The sequence below is a fragment of the Pseudomonas sp. NPDC096925 genome (genome assembly GCF_044762545.1).
Lineage (GTDB): Bacteria > Pseudomonadota > Gammaproteobacteria > Pseudomonadales > Pseudomonadaceae > Aquipseudomonas.
This window is the reverse complement of sequence record NZ_JBIWEM010000003.1, coordinates 352,945-370,437: the sequence shown is the minus strand read 5'-3', so window position 1 is coordinate 370,437 and position 17,493 is coordinate 352,945. Positions and strand designations below refer to the sequence as shown.

General features: G+C 62.3%; 14 protein-coding genes. 11 read left to right on the top strand and 3 right to left on the bottom strand.

Annotation, left to right across the window (positions count from 1 at the left end):
• Positions 1 to 180: 180 nt before the first annotated feature.
• The 7 genes from ACIQYU_RS12180 (at position 181) to ACIQYU_RS12150 (ending at position 7,018) form a co-directional block, all read left to right on the top strand.
• Positions 181 to 1,599: a short-chain fatty acid transporter gene (locus tag ACIQYU_RS12180; RefSeq protein ID WP_207832701.1), complete on the top strand. Its 1,419-nt coding sequence runs from the start codon at positions 181 to 183 to the stop codon at positions 1,597 to 1,599.
• A gap of 98 nt (positions 1,600 to 1,697) precedes the next feature.
• Positions 1,698 to 2,240, top strand: coding sequence for a helix-turn-helix domain-containing protein (locus ACIQYU_RS12175; RefSeq protein ID WP_402800038.1), 543 nt, complete (start codon positions 1,698 to 1,700; stop codon positions 2,238 to 2,240).
• A gap of 249 nt (positions 2,241 to 2,489) precedes the next feature.
• Positions 2,490 to 2,666, top strand: a complete 177-nt coding sequence (gene eppA, locus ACIQYU_RS12170) for an EPS-associated small membrane protein EppA (RefSeq protein ID WP_170931089.1) — start codon at positions 2,490 to 2,492, stop codon at positions 2,664 to 2,666.
• A gap of 255 nt (positions 2,667 to 2,921) precedes the next feature.
• Positions 2,922 to 3,479 carry a polysaccharide biosynthesis/export family protein gene (locus tag ACIQYU_RS12165; RefSeq protein WP_233694958.1) on the top strand — a complete coding sequence of 186 codons (558 nt, stop codon included), beginning with the start codon at positions 2,922 to 2,924 and terminating at the stop codon, positions 3,477 to 3,479.
• 24 nt (positions 3,480 to 3,503) lie between these two features.
• Positions 3,504 to 4,619 (top strand): hypothetical protein, encoded by a 1,116-nt coding sequence (locus tag ACIQYU_RS12160; protein WP_207832706.1) that lies wholly within the window; start codon positions 3,504 to 3,506, stop codon positions 4,617 to 4,619.
• Between the two features lie 19 nt (positions 4,620 to 4,638).
• Positions 4,639 to 6,201 (top strand): Wzz/FepE/Etk N-terminal domain-containing protein, encoded by a 1,563-nt coding sequence (locus ACIQYU_RS12155; protein ID WP_207832708.1) that lies wholly within the window; start codon positions 4,639 to 4,641, stop codon positions 6,199 to 6,201.
• Between the two features lie 10 nt (positions 6,202 to 6,211).
• Positions 6,212 to 7,018 (top strand): CpsD/CapB family tyrosine-protein kinase, encoded by an 807-nt coding sequence (locus ACIQYU_RS12150; RefSeq protein ID WP_207832710.1) that lies wholly within the window; start codon positions 6,212 to 6,214, stop codon positions 7,016 to 7,018.
• A 423-nt stretch (positions 7,019 to 7,441) separates the two neighbouring features.
• Here the strand turns inward: ACIQYU_RS12150 and galE are convergent, their stop codons facing one another.
• The 3 genes from galE to ACIQYU_RS12135 form a co-directional block, all read right to left on the bottom strand.
• Positions 7,442 to 8,416 carry a UDP-glucose 4-epimerase GalE gene (gene galE / locus ACIQYU_RS12145; protein ID WP_233694943.1) on the bottom strand — a complete coding sequence of 325 codons (975 nt, stop codon included), beginning with the start codon at positions 8,414 to 8,416 and terminating at the stop codon, positions 7,442 to 7,444.
• A 79-nt stretch (positions 8,417 to 8,495) separates the two neighbouring features.
• A complete protein-coding gene (locus ACIQYU_RS12140) occupies positions 8,496 to 11,111 on the bottom strand; it encodes a glycosyl hydrolase family 5 (RefSeq protein WP_402800026.1) in 2,616 nt (871 codons plus the stop codon).
• Between the two features lie 5 nt (positions 11,112 to 11,116).
• A complete protein-coding gene (locus ACIQYU_RS12135; protein WP_207831830.1) occupies positions 11,117 to 12,643 on the bottom strand; it encodes an O-antigen ligase family protein in 1,527 nt (508 codons plus the stop codon).
• 96 nt (positions 12,644 to 12,739) lie between these two features.
• Between ACIQYU_RS12135 and ACIQYU_RS12130 the strand changes: the two genes are divergently transcribed.
• The 4 genes from ACIQYU_RS12130 (at position 12,740) to ACIQYU_RS12115 (ending at position 17,491) form a co-directional block, all read left to right on the top strand.
• Entirely contained in the window at positions 12,740 to 14,116 is a 1,377-nt protein-coding gene (locus ACIQYU_RS12130) for an oligosaccharide flippase family protein (protein WP_207831832.1), read from the top strand.
• 236 nt (positions 14,117 to 14,352) lie between these two features.
• Entirely contained in the window at positions 14,353 to 15,819 is a 1,467-nt protein-coding gene (locus tag ACIQYU_RS12125; protein WP_207831834.1) for an FAD-dependent oxidoreductase, read from the top strand.
• Positions 15,820 to 15,924: 105 nt separating this feature from the next.
• Positions 15,925 to 16,542, top strand: coding sequence for an acyltransferase (locus ACIQYU_RS12120; RefSeq protein ID WP_207831836.1), 618 nt, complete (start codon positions 15,925 to 15,927; stop codon positions 16,540 to 16,542).
• On the top strand, positions 16,535 to 17,491 hold the full coding sequence (locus ACIQYU_RS12115; protein WP_207831838.1) for a glycosyltransferase family 2 protein: 957 nt from the start codon (positions 16,535 to 16,537) through the stop codon (positions 17,489 to 17,491). The genes ACIQYU_RS12120 and ACIQYU_RS12115 overlap by 8 nt, the downstream gene beginning before the upstream one ends.
• Positions 17,492 to 17,493: the final 2 nt, after the last annotated feature.

Sequence of the window (17,493 nt, the reverse complement as noted above, 5' to 3'; positions counted from 1 at the left end):
TTTTTGTTACTAATTACAAAATAACATCAACTATCCCACGACGCGGGGGCGGGGGGGGCCCGCCCGACCTGTGGTGTTCATACTCCCCCCCGCTGCCGCCCCCCCCCCCGCGCCCACAGGGTTTTTGCGTTGTCTGGCAGTACTGCTTCACCTCATAAAACCAATAAAAGGAATTGAACCGTGGCCGCTGAAATCCAAGACAGCCGCTCCGCCCGCTTTGCCTTGCGCTGCTCCAACTGGGCCGAACGCTGGTTCCCTGACTCCTGGGTATTCGCAGCCCTGGCGGTGATGCTGGTGGGCATCGGCGCCCTGGCCATGGGCGCCAAGCCGACCGACACCGCCAAGGCCTTTGGCGATGGCTTCTGGAGCCTGATCCCGTTCACCATGCAGATGGCCTTCGTAGTCATCGGCGGCTATGTGGTGGCCAGCTCGCCGCCCGCCGCGCGGCTGATCGACCGCCTGGCACGCATCCCTGGCAATGGCCGTTCGGCGGTGTGCTGGGTGGCGCTGATCTCGATGCTGGCGTCGCTGCTCAACTGGGGCCTGTCGCTGGTGTTCGGTGGCCTGCTGGTGCGCGCCCTGGCCCGGCGCACCGAACTGAAGATGGACTACCGCGCCGCCGGTGCCGCCGCCTATCTGGGCCTGGGCGCCGTGTGGGCACTGGGCCTGTCTTCGTCGGCGGCGCAACTGCAGGCCAACCCGGCCAGCCTGCCACCGTCGATCCTGTCGATTACCGGCGTGATCCCGTTCACCGAAACCATCTTCCTCTGGCAGTCCGGTGTGATGTTGGCGGCGTTGGTGGTGGTCTCGCTGGTCATCGCCTACGCCACGGCCCCGGGCCCGAACAGCGCGCGTAGCGCCCAGGACTGCGGGGTCGACCCCAGCTTCACCGCGCCACCGGCACCCCAGCGCACCCGCCCGGGCGAGTGGCTGGAACACAGCCCGATCCTGATCCTGATGCTGGTGGCCCTGGCCGCTGGCTGGCTGTACCAGGAGTTCGCCACCAAACCGGCGATTACCGCCATTTCCGGGCTGAACACCTACAACCTGTTGTTCATCATGCTCGGCGCCTTGCTGCACTGGCGCCCGCGCAGCTTCCTCGATGCGGTGGCGCGCGCGGTTCCGACTACCACGGGGGTGCTTATCCAGTTCCCGCTGTATGGTTCGATCGCTGCCATCCTCACCCAGGTGAAGGGCGTCGACGAGCAGACCCTGGCCCACCACATTTCGCTGTTCTTCACCCAGATCGCCACCCATGACACCTATGCCGTGCTGATGGGCGTGTATTCGGCGGTGCTGGGCTTCTTCATCCCTTCGGGTGGTGGCAAGTGGATCATCGAGGCGCCCTACGTGATGCTGGTGGCTAACGACCTGCAGTATCACCTGGGCTGGGCGGTGCAGATCTACAACGCCGCCGAAGCCTTGCCGAACCTGATCAACCCGTTCTACATGCTGCCGCTGCTGGGTGTGCTGGGGCTCAAGGCTCGCGACCTGATCGGCTTCTCGTTCGTGCAGTTGCTGGTGCACGTGCCACTGGTGCTGGTGTTGCTGTGGGCATTGGGTACGACGTTGCAGTACATCCCACCGGTGATGCCGTAAAGTCGGGGGCCGCTGCGCGGCCCATCGCCGGCAAGCCAGCATTTCCTTGGCAGTCCACGTATGATGGCCAGGCTGCTTAAGACTGGAACCCGCGTCGCATGTCTATCCGATTGAAACTGCTGCGAAAGAAACTGGGGATGACCCTGGAACTGCTGGCCGACAAGACCGGCATGACCAAAAGCTACCTGTCCAAGGTCGAACGCGGCCTGAACACCCCCTCGATCGCCACCGCGCTGAAGCTGGCGCGGGCACTGAATGTCAATGTCGAAGAGCTGTTCGCCGAAGAGCAGGCCGGCCAGAGCCGCTACAGCCTGGTGCGCCATGACGAGCGCCAGGCCCTGGTGGGTGACGGAGCAGGGCCAGGGTACGCGGCCCTCACCAGCCAGGTCGGCCAGCGCAGCCTGCTGCCGTTCCTGATCCAGCCGCCGTCGGAGTTCAGCGACCCCACGTTCAAGGAACACCTGGGCGAAGAGTTCCTGTTCGTCCATGCCGGGCAGGTGGAAGTGGACTTCATGAACGAGCGGGTGCTGCTGGAGCAAGGCGATGCTCTGCATTTCAATGCCCAGATTCCACACCGGCTAAGATCGGTAGGACCGCTGCCGGCGCAGTTGTTGGTCGTGGTACACCACGCAGACGAGTAAATGATGGGGGCGCCCGTGTGCCCCCACGTTTTTTCTCGCCGATGAAACGCTGGCGCCACTGTCGGCAGAGCTTTCATGCCAATCTGTCCGTCGTTATTTTGACGATATCGTCCATTGCTGATTGAATTTTATTATAGTGTCGAATCATTGACGCAATGTCATTGTGCCCATAAGCTCAATTCAACAGCGAAACAACTCCCGAACACCGCGCCAACAAATGGTTGATTTTCCTCTTTAAAGGAGGGGCGTATGCGCACGGCCCTGATTATCAAGTCGATGTCTTTGCTGGTGCTGTTAAGTGGTGCGGCGCGCGCGGCGGATGCGTATATCAATCAGAACAGTATCATTCCTGTTTCAACTGCAGGGTGGTTCTTTGCATTTGCTGTCGTTGGCTTCGTGGCAGTCGCCAACAGTGGAAGGATCTGAGTCCGTCAGCCTGAGTGTTACCCTGATGCAGCGGCCCGGGGCTTGGCTTGTCAATTTCCCAACCGTTGCTATATTGCCAGTAGCCCGTGTAGGTCCACGGTTGCAGGCAGCACAGCCAGGCTGCACAGCGTCAAGGTAAGGCCTCCAGGAAAATCGAGGCCATCGCGGCGGGCATATGCCGCGAAGCGGAGCGAGAGTTGGTGTGCTGTTCTCATTCAGTGCTCTTTGTCGGGCCTTTTGGCCGGAGGGACCCTCATGGTGCGTTCAATGTTTGCTGCATTCTGCATGCTGATGGTGTGGTCCGGTGCCGGTAACGCCGACCCGAACAGTACCGCCTACCTGCTCAGCCCCGGCGATGTGGTGATGGTTTCGGTGTGGCAGGAAGAGAGCCTGCGCCAGGAAGCCACCGTACTTCCCGACGGCAGTATCACTTTTCCCCTGGCCGGGCGCATCGATGTTGCCGGGCTGGATGTAACGGCAGTTGAAAAACAAGTGGCTGCCAAACTCGAAAAATACCTCCCCGACCCGAACGTCAGCGTTGTTGTCAAAAGCATCGCCGGCAACCTGGTCTATGTACAAGGCAAAGTGATCAAGCCCGGGGCGGTACAAATGGCGGGCCCTACCGCAGTGCTGCAGGCCCTGAGCATGTCGGGTGGCCTGGACAAGTTTGCCGATGAAAGCGAAATCAAAGTGGTCCGCGGTACCGGCGCTTCCCAAAAAATCCTGCCCGTGCGATACAGAGACCTGGTGTCTGGCCGGGATATGTCCACCAACATCCAACTTCAGGCTGGCGATACGCTGGTCGTTCCTTGATCTTGCCTTTAATAAGAACACTTAATGCCTCTTCTTAGAACAACTAGCATTACAGCGGCAATCTTGATGTTGCCGTTTACGGACACGGTCCTGGCAGCAAATTGGCAATCTACGGTGGTGGTACCGACATCCGTCGAATACGACAGCAACCCCTTGCTGCTGTCGTCGGGTGAAAAGGGCATAACGCGCACGATCATCGCGCCGGATTACACCCTGATCGGTACCTTCGACCGTGACGAATTGAGGTTGGGGCTGGGCATGCATGTATTGCGCTCGTCCGACACGGCGGTGGTCGACAATCGTGAGGACCCCGATGTAAGCCTGGGCTGGCAGCGTCAGACCGAGCGCGGGCGTTTTGGCCTGCTGGCGCGCTACAACGAAAGTTCGACGCTGTCGGGAACGGTGCTGGATACTGGCGTGGTCACCACCGATGGCACGCAAAAGCTGTATACGCTGACCGGCAACTGGAGCCAGGCGGTTACCGAACGCAGCACCTTGAGCAACGAAACCACGTACAACCGTGCCCGTTATGACATCAGTACGCTGACGGGTTACGACGAACTGGGCAACGTGTTCACCTGGACCTACGCCTGGAGCGAGCGGGCTGATGTGTATAGCCGCTTTGGCGCCCGGCGCTATGAGCCCGAGCAGGACCAGACGGCGACGGCCTCGAACAGCTACAGCCCGGCGATCGGGGTCAAGTATCAGTTCTCCGAACGCCTAAGCGCCGATGCGCATGTGGGCGTCACCGAGGTTTCCGGCGACGAGGGTGGACAACGCGGGGAGGGTGGGGTTGCGCTGCTGTACACCGGTGCGCGCGCCGACGCCAGCTTCACCGCCGAACGCAGCACGGTGGCCAGCGCCGAAGGCGGCTTCGCCGAACTGGACCAGGTGCGCGGTGTGTGGAGTTACGCCGTCAGCGAGCTGACCCGGGTGGGCGCGGACGCTGCCTGGCAGGACAGCAAAGGGCAGACCCCCAACACCCTGCAGACTTACAGCGTGTGGGCCAGCCGCCAGTTTTCGCCATATTGGGACCTGCGCCTGTCGTTGATGTACAAGGAGCGGCAGCAGGATCACGAAGCCGATGCGAACGCTACGATCGTGGGTTTGACGTTGACGTACAGGTACCCCGACATCTGAACTTCAGGCAGGTGGCCCCATGAAGTCTGACTACGAGCTCTCCCTCAGAGATTACATCGCCATAATCAAGGACCGAGGCCTGATATTGGGGGTGAGCATCGTAGTCATCCTGGCCGCGACCGTTGCTGTCGCAGTGATGGTGCCGCCGATCTACCAGTCGACCGGCACTATCCTGGTGGAGTCGCAGCAGATTTCGCCCGAGCTGGTGTCGACCAACAACACCAGCTTTGCCGATGAGCGTATCGAGGTGATTCGCCAGCGGGTGATGACCCGCGAGAACCTGCTGCGCATCATCGGCAAGTACAACCTGTTCCCCGACAAGCGCTTCAGCGAAAGCGACAAGATCGACCACATGCGCAGTGCCGTCGTGGTCGAGACCCTGACCACCTATGTGCGCGGGCGCGGTGAAGCGACCGTGGCGTTCAATGTGTCCTTCGAGCACAAGCAGCCGGAAGTGGCCAAGGAAGTCGCCGACGAACTGGTGACGCTGTTCCTCAACGAGAACCTCAAGCAGCGTACCGAGCGGGCCAATGAAACCACCGAGTTCCTCACCCAGGAGGCGAACAAGCTGGGGGCCGAGCTGGCCAGCCTGGAAAACCAGCTGGCGGATTTCAAGCAGGCGCACGCCAATGCCTTGCCCGAGCACCAGACCCTGCGCATGAACATGCTGTCGCGGTCGGAGCTGGAGTTCCGCGAGGTCGACCGTGATTACAAGGCCGCCCAGGAAGAACTGCGTTACCTGGAACTGGAACTGTCCGCGGCCAATGCCGGGCTGGCCACCAAGACCGGCGAAGGCCCCAGGGCGGCCAGTGCCGAACAGCCCCAGGACCTGCCCAGCCTGAAGGCCGAGTATGCCCAGTTGCTGAGCCGCTACAAGGAAGCCCACCCCGATGTGGTGGCGGTCAAGCGCAGGATCCAGGCGCTCGAAGCCAGTGGCAATCGCACGGCGGCGGCGTCCACGGTCGGCCTCGATGTCGCCCGCGTGCGTGCCAAGATGAGCGCGGCACAGGAACGCATTGCTTCACTGGCCGAGCAGAAGCGCGAGCTGACCCGCAAGATGGAAGGCTATGAGGCCGAGATCCTCGAGGCGCCGCAGGTCGAGCGTGGCCTGGTGACCTTGATGCGTGACCACGACAACGCGCGCAAGAAGTACGAGGAAATCCGCGCCAAGGAAATGGGCGCGAAGATTACCGAAAGCCTGGAGCAGGAGAACAAGGCCGAGCGCTTTGTACTGCTGGAACCACCGCTGATGCCCGAGAAACCGATCAAACCCAACCGCAAGAAAATCGCCGCGCTGGGTCTGGTGCTGGCACCGGCAGGTGGCGGTGCGCTGGTGATGTTGCTGGAAATGTTCAACCAGCGTATTCGCGGCGTCGGAGCCCTGGAAAACCTGCTGGGCAGGCGGGTGCTGGTGGCGCTGCCATACATCGATACCAAGGCCGATGTGGCCAGGCGCAGGCGTTGGCGCAACTGGCTGATCCTGGCAGCGCTGGCGCTGGCGGCTATCATGGTAGTGCTGGTGCACGTGTTCTACATGCCACTGGATGTGCTGTTGTTCAAAGTCATGTCTCGGTTTGCATAGGGAAGCAGTGATGGACAGGACCAAGCCGGCTGTTGGCAATAATCTTCACCCGGTTACTCCGGGTACCCCTCAGGCCTTGTCACCTGCCCCTGGTACGGCGCTGACGGAAGTGCCTGGCCAGTTCGATTATGTGAACACCAAGGTGGTGCCGCTGCGCGCGGAGCACCTGGAACGTCACCGCATCGTCGCCTACAACAAGAACTCGCACATGAACGGGCCGATCGACCTGCTGCGCACGCAAGTGCTCAGGACCATGGAGGAGAATGGCTGGCGAACTTTGGCCATCACCTCGCCAACCCCGGAAGCGGGCAAGACGGTGCTGGCGGTCAACCTGGCCATGAGCATCGCCCACCACACCACCAAGACCGCGTTGCTGGTGGACTTCGACCTGCGTCGGCCCAAGGTCGGCAGCACCCTGGGCCTGCCCATGGATCAGGCGCTGAACGAGTTCCTGACGGACAAGGCCGAGCTGCAGGACTGCCTGGTCAACCCGACCTTGCCTCGGTTTGTGGTGTTGCCGACGCGCGTACCGGTGCCGTTGTCTACCGAAATGCTGTCGTCGCCCAAAGTGAGCAACCTGATCAGCGAACTGCGCAACCGCTACGAGTCGCGCATCTGCATTTTCGATTTGCCGCCGCTGCTCAGCTCTGACGATGCGATCACCGTGATACCCAAGTTCGACTGTGTGCTGCTGGTGGTGGCCAACGGTATGAACAACAGGAAGGAAATCGAGGATTGCCTGCATCACCTGGCCAGGGTGAACCTGGTCGGGACGGTATTGAACAAGGCCGACGAGCAGCCACGGACCTATTACTGAAGCTTCAGATCCCGGGGCTGCTTTGCAGCCCTTTCGAGACACAAAGGTACAGCGCATTCCTTCAGCTGGCGGGGATCCTGTAGGAGCGGGCATGCCCGCGAAGCAGGCGACACGGTGGATGGCACCGGCTACGCCGGTGTTCGCGGGCGCGCCCGCTCCTCCAGGTATGGCGCATTCCTTCAGCTGGCGGGGTCCCTGTGGGAGCGGGTTCACCCGCGAAGCAGGCGACGCGGTGGATGGCACCGGCTGCGCCGGTGTTCGCGGGTGAACCCGCTCCCACAGGTATGGCGCACTCCTTCGGCTGGCGGGGATCCTGTGGGAGCGGGCATGCCCGCGAAGCAGGCGACGCGGTGGATGGCACCGGCTGCGCCGGTGGTCGCGGGTGAACCCGCTCCCACAGGGAGGCGCAGCGCCTTCCGAACCTCAGGTCTGGCGCGCAGTCCAGGGATACTGCAACTCCCACTGCCACGCATGCCGCACAATTTGCTCCAGCGAGGCAAACTCCGGCCGCCAGCCCAGCACCTGCAGCGCCTTGCTCGCATCTGCCACCAGCCGTGGCGGGTCACCAGCTCGGCGCGGCGCGTCAAGGGCTTTGATCTGCCGACCGGTCACCGCCCGGGCCGTATCGATCACCTGCTGCACCGAAAAGCCCAGGCCATTGCCCAGGTTGAACGCAGTGCGCTCGCCACCCGCCAGTAGATATTCCACCGCCAACGCATGCGCCGTCGCCAGATCGGCCACATGCACGTAGTCACGGATACAGGTGCCATCCGGCGTATCGTAATCCCGACCAAAAACCGTCACCGCCTCACGCCGGCCCGAAGCAGCCTGCAGGATCAGCGGGATCAGGTGGGTTTCCGGGTCATGGCACTCGCCCAACTGGCCTTCCGGGTCAGCACCCGCGGCATTGAAGTAACGCAGGCATACCGACTTCAAGCCGTAGGCCCGGTCGAAGTCCTCGAGAATCTGTTCGACCATCCATTTGCTCAGCCCATACGGGTTGATCGGCCCCTTGGCATGCGCTTCGTCGATCGGCACATACTGCGGGTTGCCGTAAACCGCAGCACTGGAAGAAAACACCAGGTACCTGATACCGGCATTCACCATGGCCTGCAGGAGGGCAAGGGTGGCCGCGACATTGTTCTGGTAGTACTTGCCGGGCACGCTGACCGACTCGCCCACCTGGATGAACGAGGCAAAGTGGAACACGGCATCGAAACGGCAAACGCCAAACAGCACATCCAGGGCGGGTTCGTCGGCGATGTCCAGTTTCGCCCACTGGATGCCGGGGCCGGGCGAGACCAGGTCCGCCACCACTACCTCATGGCCTGCACCGAGCAGGTGCTTGACCATGTGCGAGCCAATGTAGCCTGCGCCACCGACAACCAGAAACTTCATCCATGCCTCCTGGACTCTGCTGTTGTACAGCCGCGCTTTTCAGCTACAGGTCTGTTGTGAGGGTAGATGGCCATATACCCTATTTCAAGAACAGCCAGTTGGACATGTACTTGCCGTCGAACGTGATGCTGTAGCGCCCATCCTGGTAAGCCATCGGCAACGGTTTCAACTGTGCCTGTGCATCCCGGGCGAACAGCTTCAGGCCAGCAGGCGCCTTGATGCTCAGGGTGCCGGCAAGCGGCTCGACGTTGAACGGTGTCTTGTCATCGGCCTTGGGCACGGCACGGGTGCCCAGCGACACCAGCAGCTCGCGCGACTGGCCCAGGGGGTTGCCGTCCAGGCTTTGCACGACGACGCTGGCGTACGGCGTTTGTGCTTGCACCTGGATGGCGCCGAGGCTGATCGAGCGACCTCCCAGCCAGCCGGTCGCGGCCTGGGTCAGCGGTGTGTCGATGGTGTAGATGCCCTGTTGCCAGTTGCGCTTGAGTTCACCCGTGTCACTGACTGCCTCCGTGGCGTCGGCTGGCAGCAGGGACTGCCCCGGGTCGTGCAGCACCTGCGCACCGGCGGGGATGGCGGCGGGTTTCAGCCAGGGCAACTCCGGCGTCTGTGGCAGGGCGATCTGCAGTTGGCCCTTTTCCATGGCCGTGCGCAGCAGCGGCGAGTTGCGTGGGGTGACCTCCTGGTTGTACAGGGTGGCGGGCGTCGGCGCGAACACGTAGCGGGTAGTGGCAGGCTTCACATCCGCACGGCGATAGAGCAGGGCGGCAGCGGGCAGGGTGGCGATCATCGCCGGGTCGTTGTACGCGTGCCAGTTATCCGCCGTACGCCAGCCTGGGTTGAAGGCCTGCTGGCTGTAGGCGTACTGCAGCATGGCGTCCCAACCCTGGTGAGCGGCGGTGCCGGCCACGTACAGCGGCAGCGAGTGGCGGTCGGGTAGCGGGAAGGGCTCGGCGTTCCACTCGGTGACAGTCAGCGGCTTGCCGACCACCTGGGCCGCGGCGATCCAGTCGATCATGCCGTCGCTGCTCAACGGGTTCTTCTCCAGTTGGCCATTGGCGCCGTAGCTATGGGCGTCGATGATATCGCCTGCGGTCAGTGCCGGCAGCGCGCTCAGGCCATTGCCGCCCCAGGTACTGGTGGTGGCGATCGGCACTTTCACACCGAGGCCGCGCAGGTGGGCGATCATGTCGGCGTTGAAGCGTTGTTCCAGGTCGTTGAGGAACAGCTTTGAAGGGCCATGCTCCCAGGCGCGCCAGGTGAGATCGGTGGGCAGGTCATAGCGTTTGGCGAAGGCTTTGGCCGCCTCCATGTAGCGCCCGCTGTGACGCGGTACGTCCTTGTTCGGCATCAGGGCGTTACCATAATGCTGGGTGAGGTCGTTCTCATTGGTGAGCAGCACGGCAGCGATGGCCGGGTCGTCCTTGTAAGCCAGGCCGGTGTATTCGTTCACATGGGTCAGGTACTGCTCGGCAAAGCGTTTCATCGCGTTCTGGATACTGTTGTTCACATAGGCGTAACCCTTCAGGTCAACGCGTTCCTCTCCCTTGGCCAGTTCCTTGAAGTCATCGATGTGGTCATTGGCGGTAAGCGCACGCTGCACATGCATGTCCAGCCAGATATAGACGCCTTCGTCCTTGAGTGCCTTGATCCACAGGTCGAGCTTGCGCAGCGATTCGGCACTGAGTTGCTGGGTATCGCGCACCAGCGAGCCGTCGCCAAACACGTTCGGGCTGACCCATGGCGAGTCGTGGTGGTGCAGGCGCACCAGGTTGAAACCCAGTGCCGACAGGCGCTTGGCCTGTTGGCGGATTTCTTCGTCGGGGCTCTTGAACAACGAATAGGCGGACAGGTTGGTGCCCCAGAAGCGCACCGGGGTGTTGTCCTCGAACATCAGCTGTTCGCCGACGGCCTTGACGAAGCCGCGCTTGCCGGCAGGCTTTTCCGCGGCATTGAGGAACGACAGGTCCACTGGCGAGGTGCGCCAGTCCAGTTGGTCGTCGGGCCAACCGACGGGGTCGACCAGGCCGAAGCGTTCGCTGGGCGTGGGCCCCAGGTCGATGTCGCCGGTGATGTTGAGCACCGCCTTGATCTGCTGCCGGCCAGCGCTGATCGGGTCGCTGTAGATGAACGCACGCAGTTCGGACGGGTTGCCGCGCTCGAAATACACCTTGGCCAGTGGCGGGTCGAAGCGCATTTCGATGCGCCGGCCCTGTTCAGTCTTGCCCCACGACCAGCCACGGTTGCCGGGCAGCAGTTGCGGGGCGCCCATGTCCCCGGCAATTTGCGCCGGGTCGAACTGGAACACCATGCCGCCACCCATCACCCCGGCCTGGCGGCTATGGGCGTCGAGGTCGAAGGCCCAGCTCAGGGTTTGCGCCTGTGCCTTGCGGATATCCGCCGCCAGGTCGAAGTCCAGCTCTTTGTTCTTGCCTTGCAGCGTGTAGTGGTAGGGGCCATTGACCTTGAACGCGGTGGCGAAGCCCGTCCAGCTCCAGTTGGCCGCCCAGAAGTCGAACTTGGCTTTCATCACCGGCCCACCACCGTGGGTCACCATGGGCAGGCCATTCTGTTCATCGACGCTGACTTGCCACGCCGATGCCCAGCTGGTGAGCGGCAGCAAGGCCAGGCCAGCAATGGCCGATACTCGCAGCAGGGTTGGAAAACCTGGGCAGCGCAGGGTGAGCACGTTCATGGGCATTACCTGGGTTGAAGGCCGGGGTCGGCCAGCGCGATGGCCTGGCTGTTCTGCAGCCTGCGTACCATCTGGACGTAGGCCACGCCCAGCCCGGCGACAGACCAGTACACCACCGGGATGAAGGTGATGCTGCTGACGGTGAAGATGATCACCAGGATGCCGATCAGTGTCGCCAGCAATACCCGGCCGAGCTGGCGTCGCTCGTCGTCCTTGTCGGGGAAACTGCGCATGGCCTTGCGGATGCCGTGCAGTACGGTGGCGAAGAACGCCACGAACAGGCCAAGCCCGACCAGCCCGATCCGCAGTGCCAGGTTGATATAGGTGTTGACGATGTCGATGATGCCTTCACCCTGGATCATCGATTGCATTTCCGGGGTGTTGCGGAAGTCGAACGAGCCGAACAGCGGGTTGCGCTGGATGACGATCCACGAGTTGTCCATCAGCCGTTCGCGGTAGGTGATGTTCTCCTTTTCGAGGCTGCCAATGAACGGCAACAGGTCCAGAACCTTGTCGCCACCGGGAACGATGGTCAGCAGGGGCAGGGCCAGCATGCCGGCCGCGGCCAGCAGCGCAAGGCGCCTGACCGCACCTTTGCCCAGGGCGATGAACACCACCACGATGACCACGGCGCCGATCCACGGGCCACGGGACAGTGGCGCGAACAACCCGGCGGCCAGCAGCAGGGCGCCCAGCACCCGCTGCAGGGTGCTGCGCACATAACCCTGGACGAACAGGAACAGGCCGATGGCCACGCTCATCACATAGCCCAGGGCAATCGCCTGCCCGGTGGTGACGCTGGCACGCAGCGAGCCGCCACGGCTGAGGTAGCCGGACATGCTCCACGGCACGCCCATGGCGTCGACCAGGGCACTGTACAGCAGCCAGTGGCGCACGTACTCGGCCACGCCGATCAGGGCCAGGACGAAGGAGGCAAGCACGAAGGCCAGCAGTGTGTCCTTGAAGTCGCTGATCTGGCGCAGGCCACGGCTGGCCACGTAATACGGCAGGAACACGTCGACATAGAGGTACAGCGTCTGGCGCAGGGTGTCGGTCAGGGTGGTTTCGCGCAGGTACAGCACGCTCATCAGTAGCAGGCCGGCCGCCAGCAGTCTGTCGGGCCAGGTGCGGCCGAAACGCAGGGTGTCGCCTTGCCGGCGCAGAGCCAGTGCCGCCGGCAACAGCACGCACAGGGTCAGCAGGCGGATATGGTTGAGGTCGACCAGGTAATTGACCACGCCAAACCCGGGCACTTGCACCGAAGCTGGCGGGATCAGGAACAGCAGCATGTAGAACAGCGCCATGGGGTTGTGCTCGCGGCGCCCGGCGATAAACAGGATGACGGCGCCCGCACCCAGGTAAAGCCAGAAACTGTGCGAGACGAAGGCCAGCAAGGTCAGCAGGAACCACAGGTTGCGCCGGCGCTTGAAGTCACTCAGCGGGATCAGGTCGGTAGCAGGCCGCCGCGCCAGCAGGAAGACCACGCTTGCCAGAAACAGGATGACGATCAACGCACGAAAATGTTCAGGCATTGGCTATGTACACCTTTGCGTCGGTGGGCAACGGCTAGCATCGTGGCTGATTGAAACTATAGTGACCTTTTAGCCAATCAGTCAGAGATTGACGTCATGCCGTCGATTGATGTGTCTGCCACCGCGAGCCTGCGCAAGCGGGCCCTCAGGGCCGGGTCGTGGAACCTGGTTGCACAGGTGGCGTCACAGGTGATGCGCCTTGGCGGCAACCTGGTCATGGCCCGCTTGCTGCTGCCGGAAATGTTCGGGGTGATGGTCATCGCCACCACCGTTTCGGTACTCCTGCATTTGCTGTCCGATGTCGGCCTGCGCCAGAACATCATCCAGAGCCATCGCGGTGACGATCCGCATTTTCTCAATACCGCATGGACCGTGCAGATCATCCGCGGCTTCGTGCTGTTTGCCCTGACCTTGCTGCTAGCCCTGGGGGCCTGGCTTGCCCAGCTGGCCGAGCTGTGGCCGGCGGGCTCCACCTATGCTGAACCGGTGTTACCGATGGTACTGGCGGCGACCGGGCTGTCGGCGGTGATCTGGGGGTTCCAGTCCACCAAGATAGATGTGGCGGTACGAACTTTCCAACAGAAGCGTGTGGTGCTGGTCGACCTGGCCTCGCAGCTGGTCGGCCTGGTGGTGATGCTGGTGTTGGGCTACCTGACGCACTCGGTCTGGGCGCTGGTGATCGCCGGTCTGGTGTCGGCCCTGGCCTGGACCCTGCTGGGCCACACTGCCCTCAAGGGGCACAGCAACCGCCTGCAGTGGGACCGCAGCGCGCTGAACGAACTGATCGTGTTTGGCCGCTGGATTCTGCTGTCGTCGATGGTCGGCGTGCTGGCCATGTACGGTGACCGCATGTGGTTTGGCGCCAGCATGACGGCGGCACAACTGGGGGTGTATTCGATTGCCGTGCTGATCCTCGGTGCCGTGCAGACCGCGCTGATGAAAATTTTCGGGGCCGTGGCGCTACCCGCCTTCAGCGAAGCGGCCCGGGCCGACGACAAGGAACGCCTGAAGGCGCTGTATCACCGCTTCCGTCTGCTGGTCGACCTGCTGGTGCTGTTCATCTGTGGCGGCTTCCTGACCGCCAGCCCGCTGCTGATCAGCTGGATGTACGACGACCGCTACCGTGAAGCCGGCCCGATGCTGGCGATTCTTTCGCTGTCGTTCCTCACATTGCGCTATACCTTGGCTCATCAGGTGTGGATTGCCCTGGGCCTGACCAAGTACCAGGCCATGGACAACATCATCCGCCTGGTCTCGCTGTGGGGGCTGCTACCGCTGTTGCTGGCGATTGGCGGTGTGGACTGGGCGATCTGGGGGGTTGCCCTGCATGCCGTGCCAACTCTGGTGCTGATCGTGTATGTGAATTGCAAACTGGATATCTTCAGCCTCAAACGTGAGCTGGTGGTGCTGCCGATGCTACTGGTCGGGGCGCTTTGCGGGGCGCTGCTGACAGCCTTTTTCAACTGGCTGTAATGCGGCTTGCTGGGTGAAATTTTCAAAGATACAGGTAACAGGATCATGGGGAAGCTTACTTTTTGTACTGCGCAGTTGGGTCGTAGAGGCTTTCTCCAGAGTTGTGTCTTGCTGGGCGTTGGTGGTGCGGTGTTCGGCGCTAAGGCAGCCGTTGCCAGTCAACCTGCCGACAAGTCCGGGTTCGTAGTGATCAACGGCTGGGTATTGCCGTCCCGTTACTTCCGGAACGAACCCGCATGATCAAGGACTATCAGCAGCAGAAGGTACTGCGCGACAGCTACGATGTCTGCATCATTGGCGCCGGCCCGGCGGGTATCACCCTGGGCTTGCGCCTGGCCGCCGCCGGCTGGAGCGTACTGCTTGCCGAAGGCGGCGGGCGTGAGTACTCGGCGAATTCGCAAGCCTTGTACGCCTGTGCGTCTACCGGCCTGGAGCTGTATGCCAAGGAGGCTCGCCTACGTTACCTGGGCGGAACATCCAACCATTGGGCCGGCCGTTGCCGCCCGTTCAGCCCCTCGGACTTCTCCATACCCCCCCTTGGCGACTTGCCTGGCTGGCCCATCCCCTATTCGGAAATCGCGGGCTACCTGCCAGCAGCCATGGACATCGTCGACCTGCCGCCCGGGTCGGATTTTCAGGCGTTGAATACTGGCCTGGACGGCGGTGACTTCGAGCCAGACCGCTTTCTGCTCAGCCCGCCAACGCGCTTTGCGCAAAAATACGCCACGGCCCTTGAGCAGACCCAAGGCCTGGATGTATTCATCAACTGCAATTGCGTGAACCTGGAGTTTGACCAGGCCTCCGGCCACCTGGCTGCAGTCGTACTGTCCGATTACGAGTGCAATCGCCAGCGCCTGGTTGCGAGAAACTTCGTGCTGGCCACCGGTGCCATCGAGAATGCCCGGCAACTGCTCAACAGTGAGTCGTTGGTGGCGGCCGGGGTCGTGAGCAAGGATGGGCTGGTTGGCGGCTGCTTCATGGAGCATCTGAACATTGACCTTGGCACCTTCATCCTCAAGTCGGGGCTGGCCCCTGAGCCGCGCGAGTACTACACCACCGATGCCTTCGTTGACGAATACAAGGCAGGTAAAGGCAATGTCCGGGCCGCCTTGCTGGCCGATGTGCAAACCTATGGTCGTACTGCCGAGGTCAAGCATTTTCTGGAGAGCCTGGCCTGTGACATGGGGGTTGCCAGCAAGATCGCCTTCGTGGCCAGGTTCAGTTGCCCCGGTGACGGCGTGATCAGCACCATGATCGAGCAGTTCCCCAACCTGCACAGCCGCGTTTCGCTGCTGGATGAGAAGGACGCACTGGGCGTGGCCAAGGTCAATGTCAATTGGGCACTGACCGCAGATGACCGCCACACCATCAAGTGCATTGGCAGCGAACTGGCCAAGCAGTGGGCTGACATGAACCTGGGCTTCGTCAAGCTCAACGACTTCGTTTATGACACCTCGATACCGCTGAAGTTGTCGCCGCATGCCCACCACATGGGAACCACGCGCATGGCATCGTCGGCGCAATTCGGTGTTGTCGACAGCAACTGCAAGGTGTTCGGCACCGAGAACCTTTACGTCGCCGGCAGCAGCATCTTTGCCACGGGTGGCGCTTCCAACCCGACCATGCCGCTGCTGCAGTTTGCGGTACGCCTGGCCGACCACCTCGATGCCAGGATGAGTTCGGCCAGGGACGCCGTGGCGTGATGCAGGTTGTACATGGGTTGAGTGCGCTGCGGTCAGCACCCACAAGAACGAGACCGGATGCGCCTCAGGAACAGTCCAGATTGCTTTGATTGCGAGGCGGGCAGCATGAAAGGATGGATACGCAAGGCAGTGACGCACTATGTCCACGCAACGGGGCGAGGAAGCTCGTTTTACAGGAAGTTCTGCAAGCCTTCCGGGCTTGAGTGGGGGGCCTACCTGACGCGCTGGGGCAACTTTCACTCGGTAGGCAGCAACTTCTATGTCAATACAGGCTGCAAGTTCCTCGACCCCTCGCTGGTTCGCATCGGCAACAGTGTGGGCCTGTCCGACTGCACGCTGATCGGTCACGACGGGGTGGTATTGCTGATCGAACATCGCTTCGGCAAGCATCTGGACTCGGTCGGTTTCATCGACATCAAGGACAATTGCTTCATCGGCCATGGTGCGATCGTCATGCCCCGCGTGACCATCGGCCCTGAGTCGATCGTGGCCGCCGGTTCCGTGGTGACCAAGGACGTGCCGCCGGGCACGGTGTTTGGTGGCAACCCGGCAGAGTTCATCTGCACCACCGAGGCGTTGATCAAACGGGTCGAGGCACGTTGCGAGGCCTACCCGTGGATCGACCTGATCAAGCAGCGCAATGGCGCCTATGACCCGCAGCTGGAGCCGCTGCTGATGGCGCAAAGGCGCCAGTACTTCTTCGGGGATGGCAACCATGGCTAGCAAACCTGTGGACGTCATGGTGGTCAACTTCAACACGGCCGGGCTGCTGCGGCCGATGTTCGACGCGCTGCGCCGGGCCGACAGCGAACGGCTGGCCAGTTACCTGGTGGTGGACAACGCCTCGGTCGATGACTCGCTGCAGCGCATGGCCGAGGTGTGCCCGCAAGCGCTGCTGCTGAGCAACAAGCAGAACGTGGGGTTCGGCCGGGCCAATAACCAGTTGCTGGCGCACCTGAAGGGCAAGTACGCCTTGCTGCTGAATACCGATGCCTTCGTCGCCCCAGACTCCCTGCAGAAAACCCTCGACTACATGGACACCCACCCTGAATGCGGGGTGCTGGGGGTGCGCCTGGAGGGCCGCGACGGCGACCTGCAGCCCAGCTGCCGCTACTTTCCCACACCGCTCAACGTGTTCGTCGGGCGTACCGGGCTGGGGCGCTTCTTCCCGGGCTTGAAGATGGTCGACGAAATGAACTGGGACCACGCCTCGGTCCGTGAATGCGACTGGCTGCCTGGCTGCTTCTACCTGGTGCGCCGCGAAGTGCTGGACCAGGTGGGCCTGTTCGACCCGCGCTACTTTCTTTATTACGAGGAAGTCGACCACTGCAAGCGGGTGAAGGCGGCGGGCTGGAAAGTGGTGTTCTACCCGCACACCACGGTGGTGCACATCGGTGGGGAAAGTTCCAGGTCGGTGGCCGAGCTGGAGGCGGCCAGCCGGCAGATCTCGTCATACCAGATCGAAAGCGAGCTGCTGTACTTCCGCAAGCATCACGGGCTGGCGGGGCTTGCCCTGCACATGCTGCTGGTCACCCTGGGCGACCTGGTGCTGGCACTCAAGGCGCTGTTGAAACGACGCGGGCGGGGCGCAATACAGGCCTGCTGGCGTCACTGTCGGGCGACCTGGTCACTGTTGTTCAAGACCCGGTACGCCAGCCAACCGACAAGGTAGGT

Excerpts from the sequence above, each read along its gene's own strand:
- ACIQYU_RS12175 (WP_402800038.1), top strand. The coding sequence starts at position 1,698 with ATGTCTATCCGATTGAAACTGCTGCGAAAGAAACTGGGGATGACCCTG.
- eppA (WP_170931089.1), top strand. The coding sequence starts at position 2,490 with ATGCGCACGGCCCTGATTATCAAGTCGATGTCTTTGCTGGTGCTGTTA.
- ACIQYU_RS12165 (WP_233694958.1), top strand. The coding sequence starts at position 2,922 with ATGGTGCGTTCAATGTTTGCTGCATTCTGCATGCTGATGGTGTGGTCC.
- ACIQYU_RS12160 (WP_207832706.1), top strand. The coding sequence starts at position 3,504 with ATGCCTCTTCTTAGAACAACTAGCATTACAGCGGCAATCTTGATGTTG.
- ACIQYU_RS12155 (WP_207832708.1), top strand. The coding sequence starts at position 4,639 with ATGAAGTCTGACTACGAGCTCTCCCTCAGAGATTACATCGCCATAATC.
- ACIQYU_RS12150 (WP_207832710.1), top strand. The coding sequence starts at position 6,212 with ATGGACAGGACCAAGCCGGCTGTTGGCAATAATCTTCACCCGGTTACT.
- galE (WP_233694943.1), bottom strand. The coding sequence starts at position 8,416 with ATGAAGTTTCTGGTTGTCGGTGGCGCAGGCTACATTGGCTCGCACATG.
- ACIQYU_RS12140 (WP_402800026.1), bottom strand. The coding sequence starts at position 11,111 with ATGAACGTGCTCACCCTGCGCTGCCCAGGTTTTCCAACCCTGCTGCGA.
- ACIQYU_RS12135 (WP_207831830.1), bottom strand. The coding sequence starts at position 12,643 with ATGCCTGAACATTTTCGTGCGTTGATCGTCATCCTGTTTCTGGCAAGC.
- ACIQYU_RS12130 (WP_207831832.1), top strand. The coding sequence starts at position 12,740 with ATGCCGTCGATTGATGTGTCTGCCACCGCGAGCCTGCGCAAGCGGGCC.
- ACIQYU_RS12125 (WP_207831834.1), top strand. The coding sequence starts at position 14,353 with ATGATCAAGGACTATCAGCAGCAGAAGGTACTGCGCGACAGCTACGAT.
- ACIQYU_RS12120 (WP_207831836.1), top strand. The coding sequence starts at position 15,925 with ATGAAAGGATGGATACGCAAGGCAGTGACGCACTATGTCCACGCAACG.
- ACIQYU_RS12115 (WP_207831838.1), top strand. The coding sequence starts at position 16,535 with ATGGCTAGCAAACCTGTGGACGTCATGGTGGTCAACTTCAACACGGCC.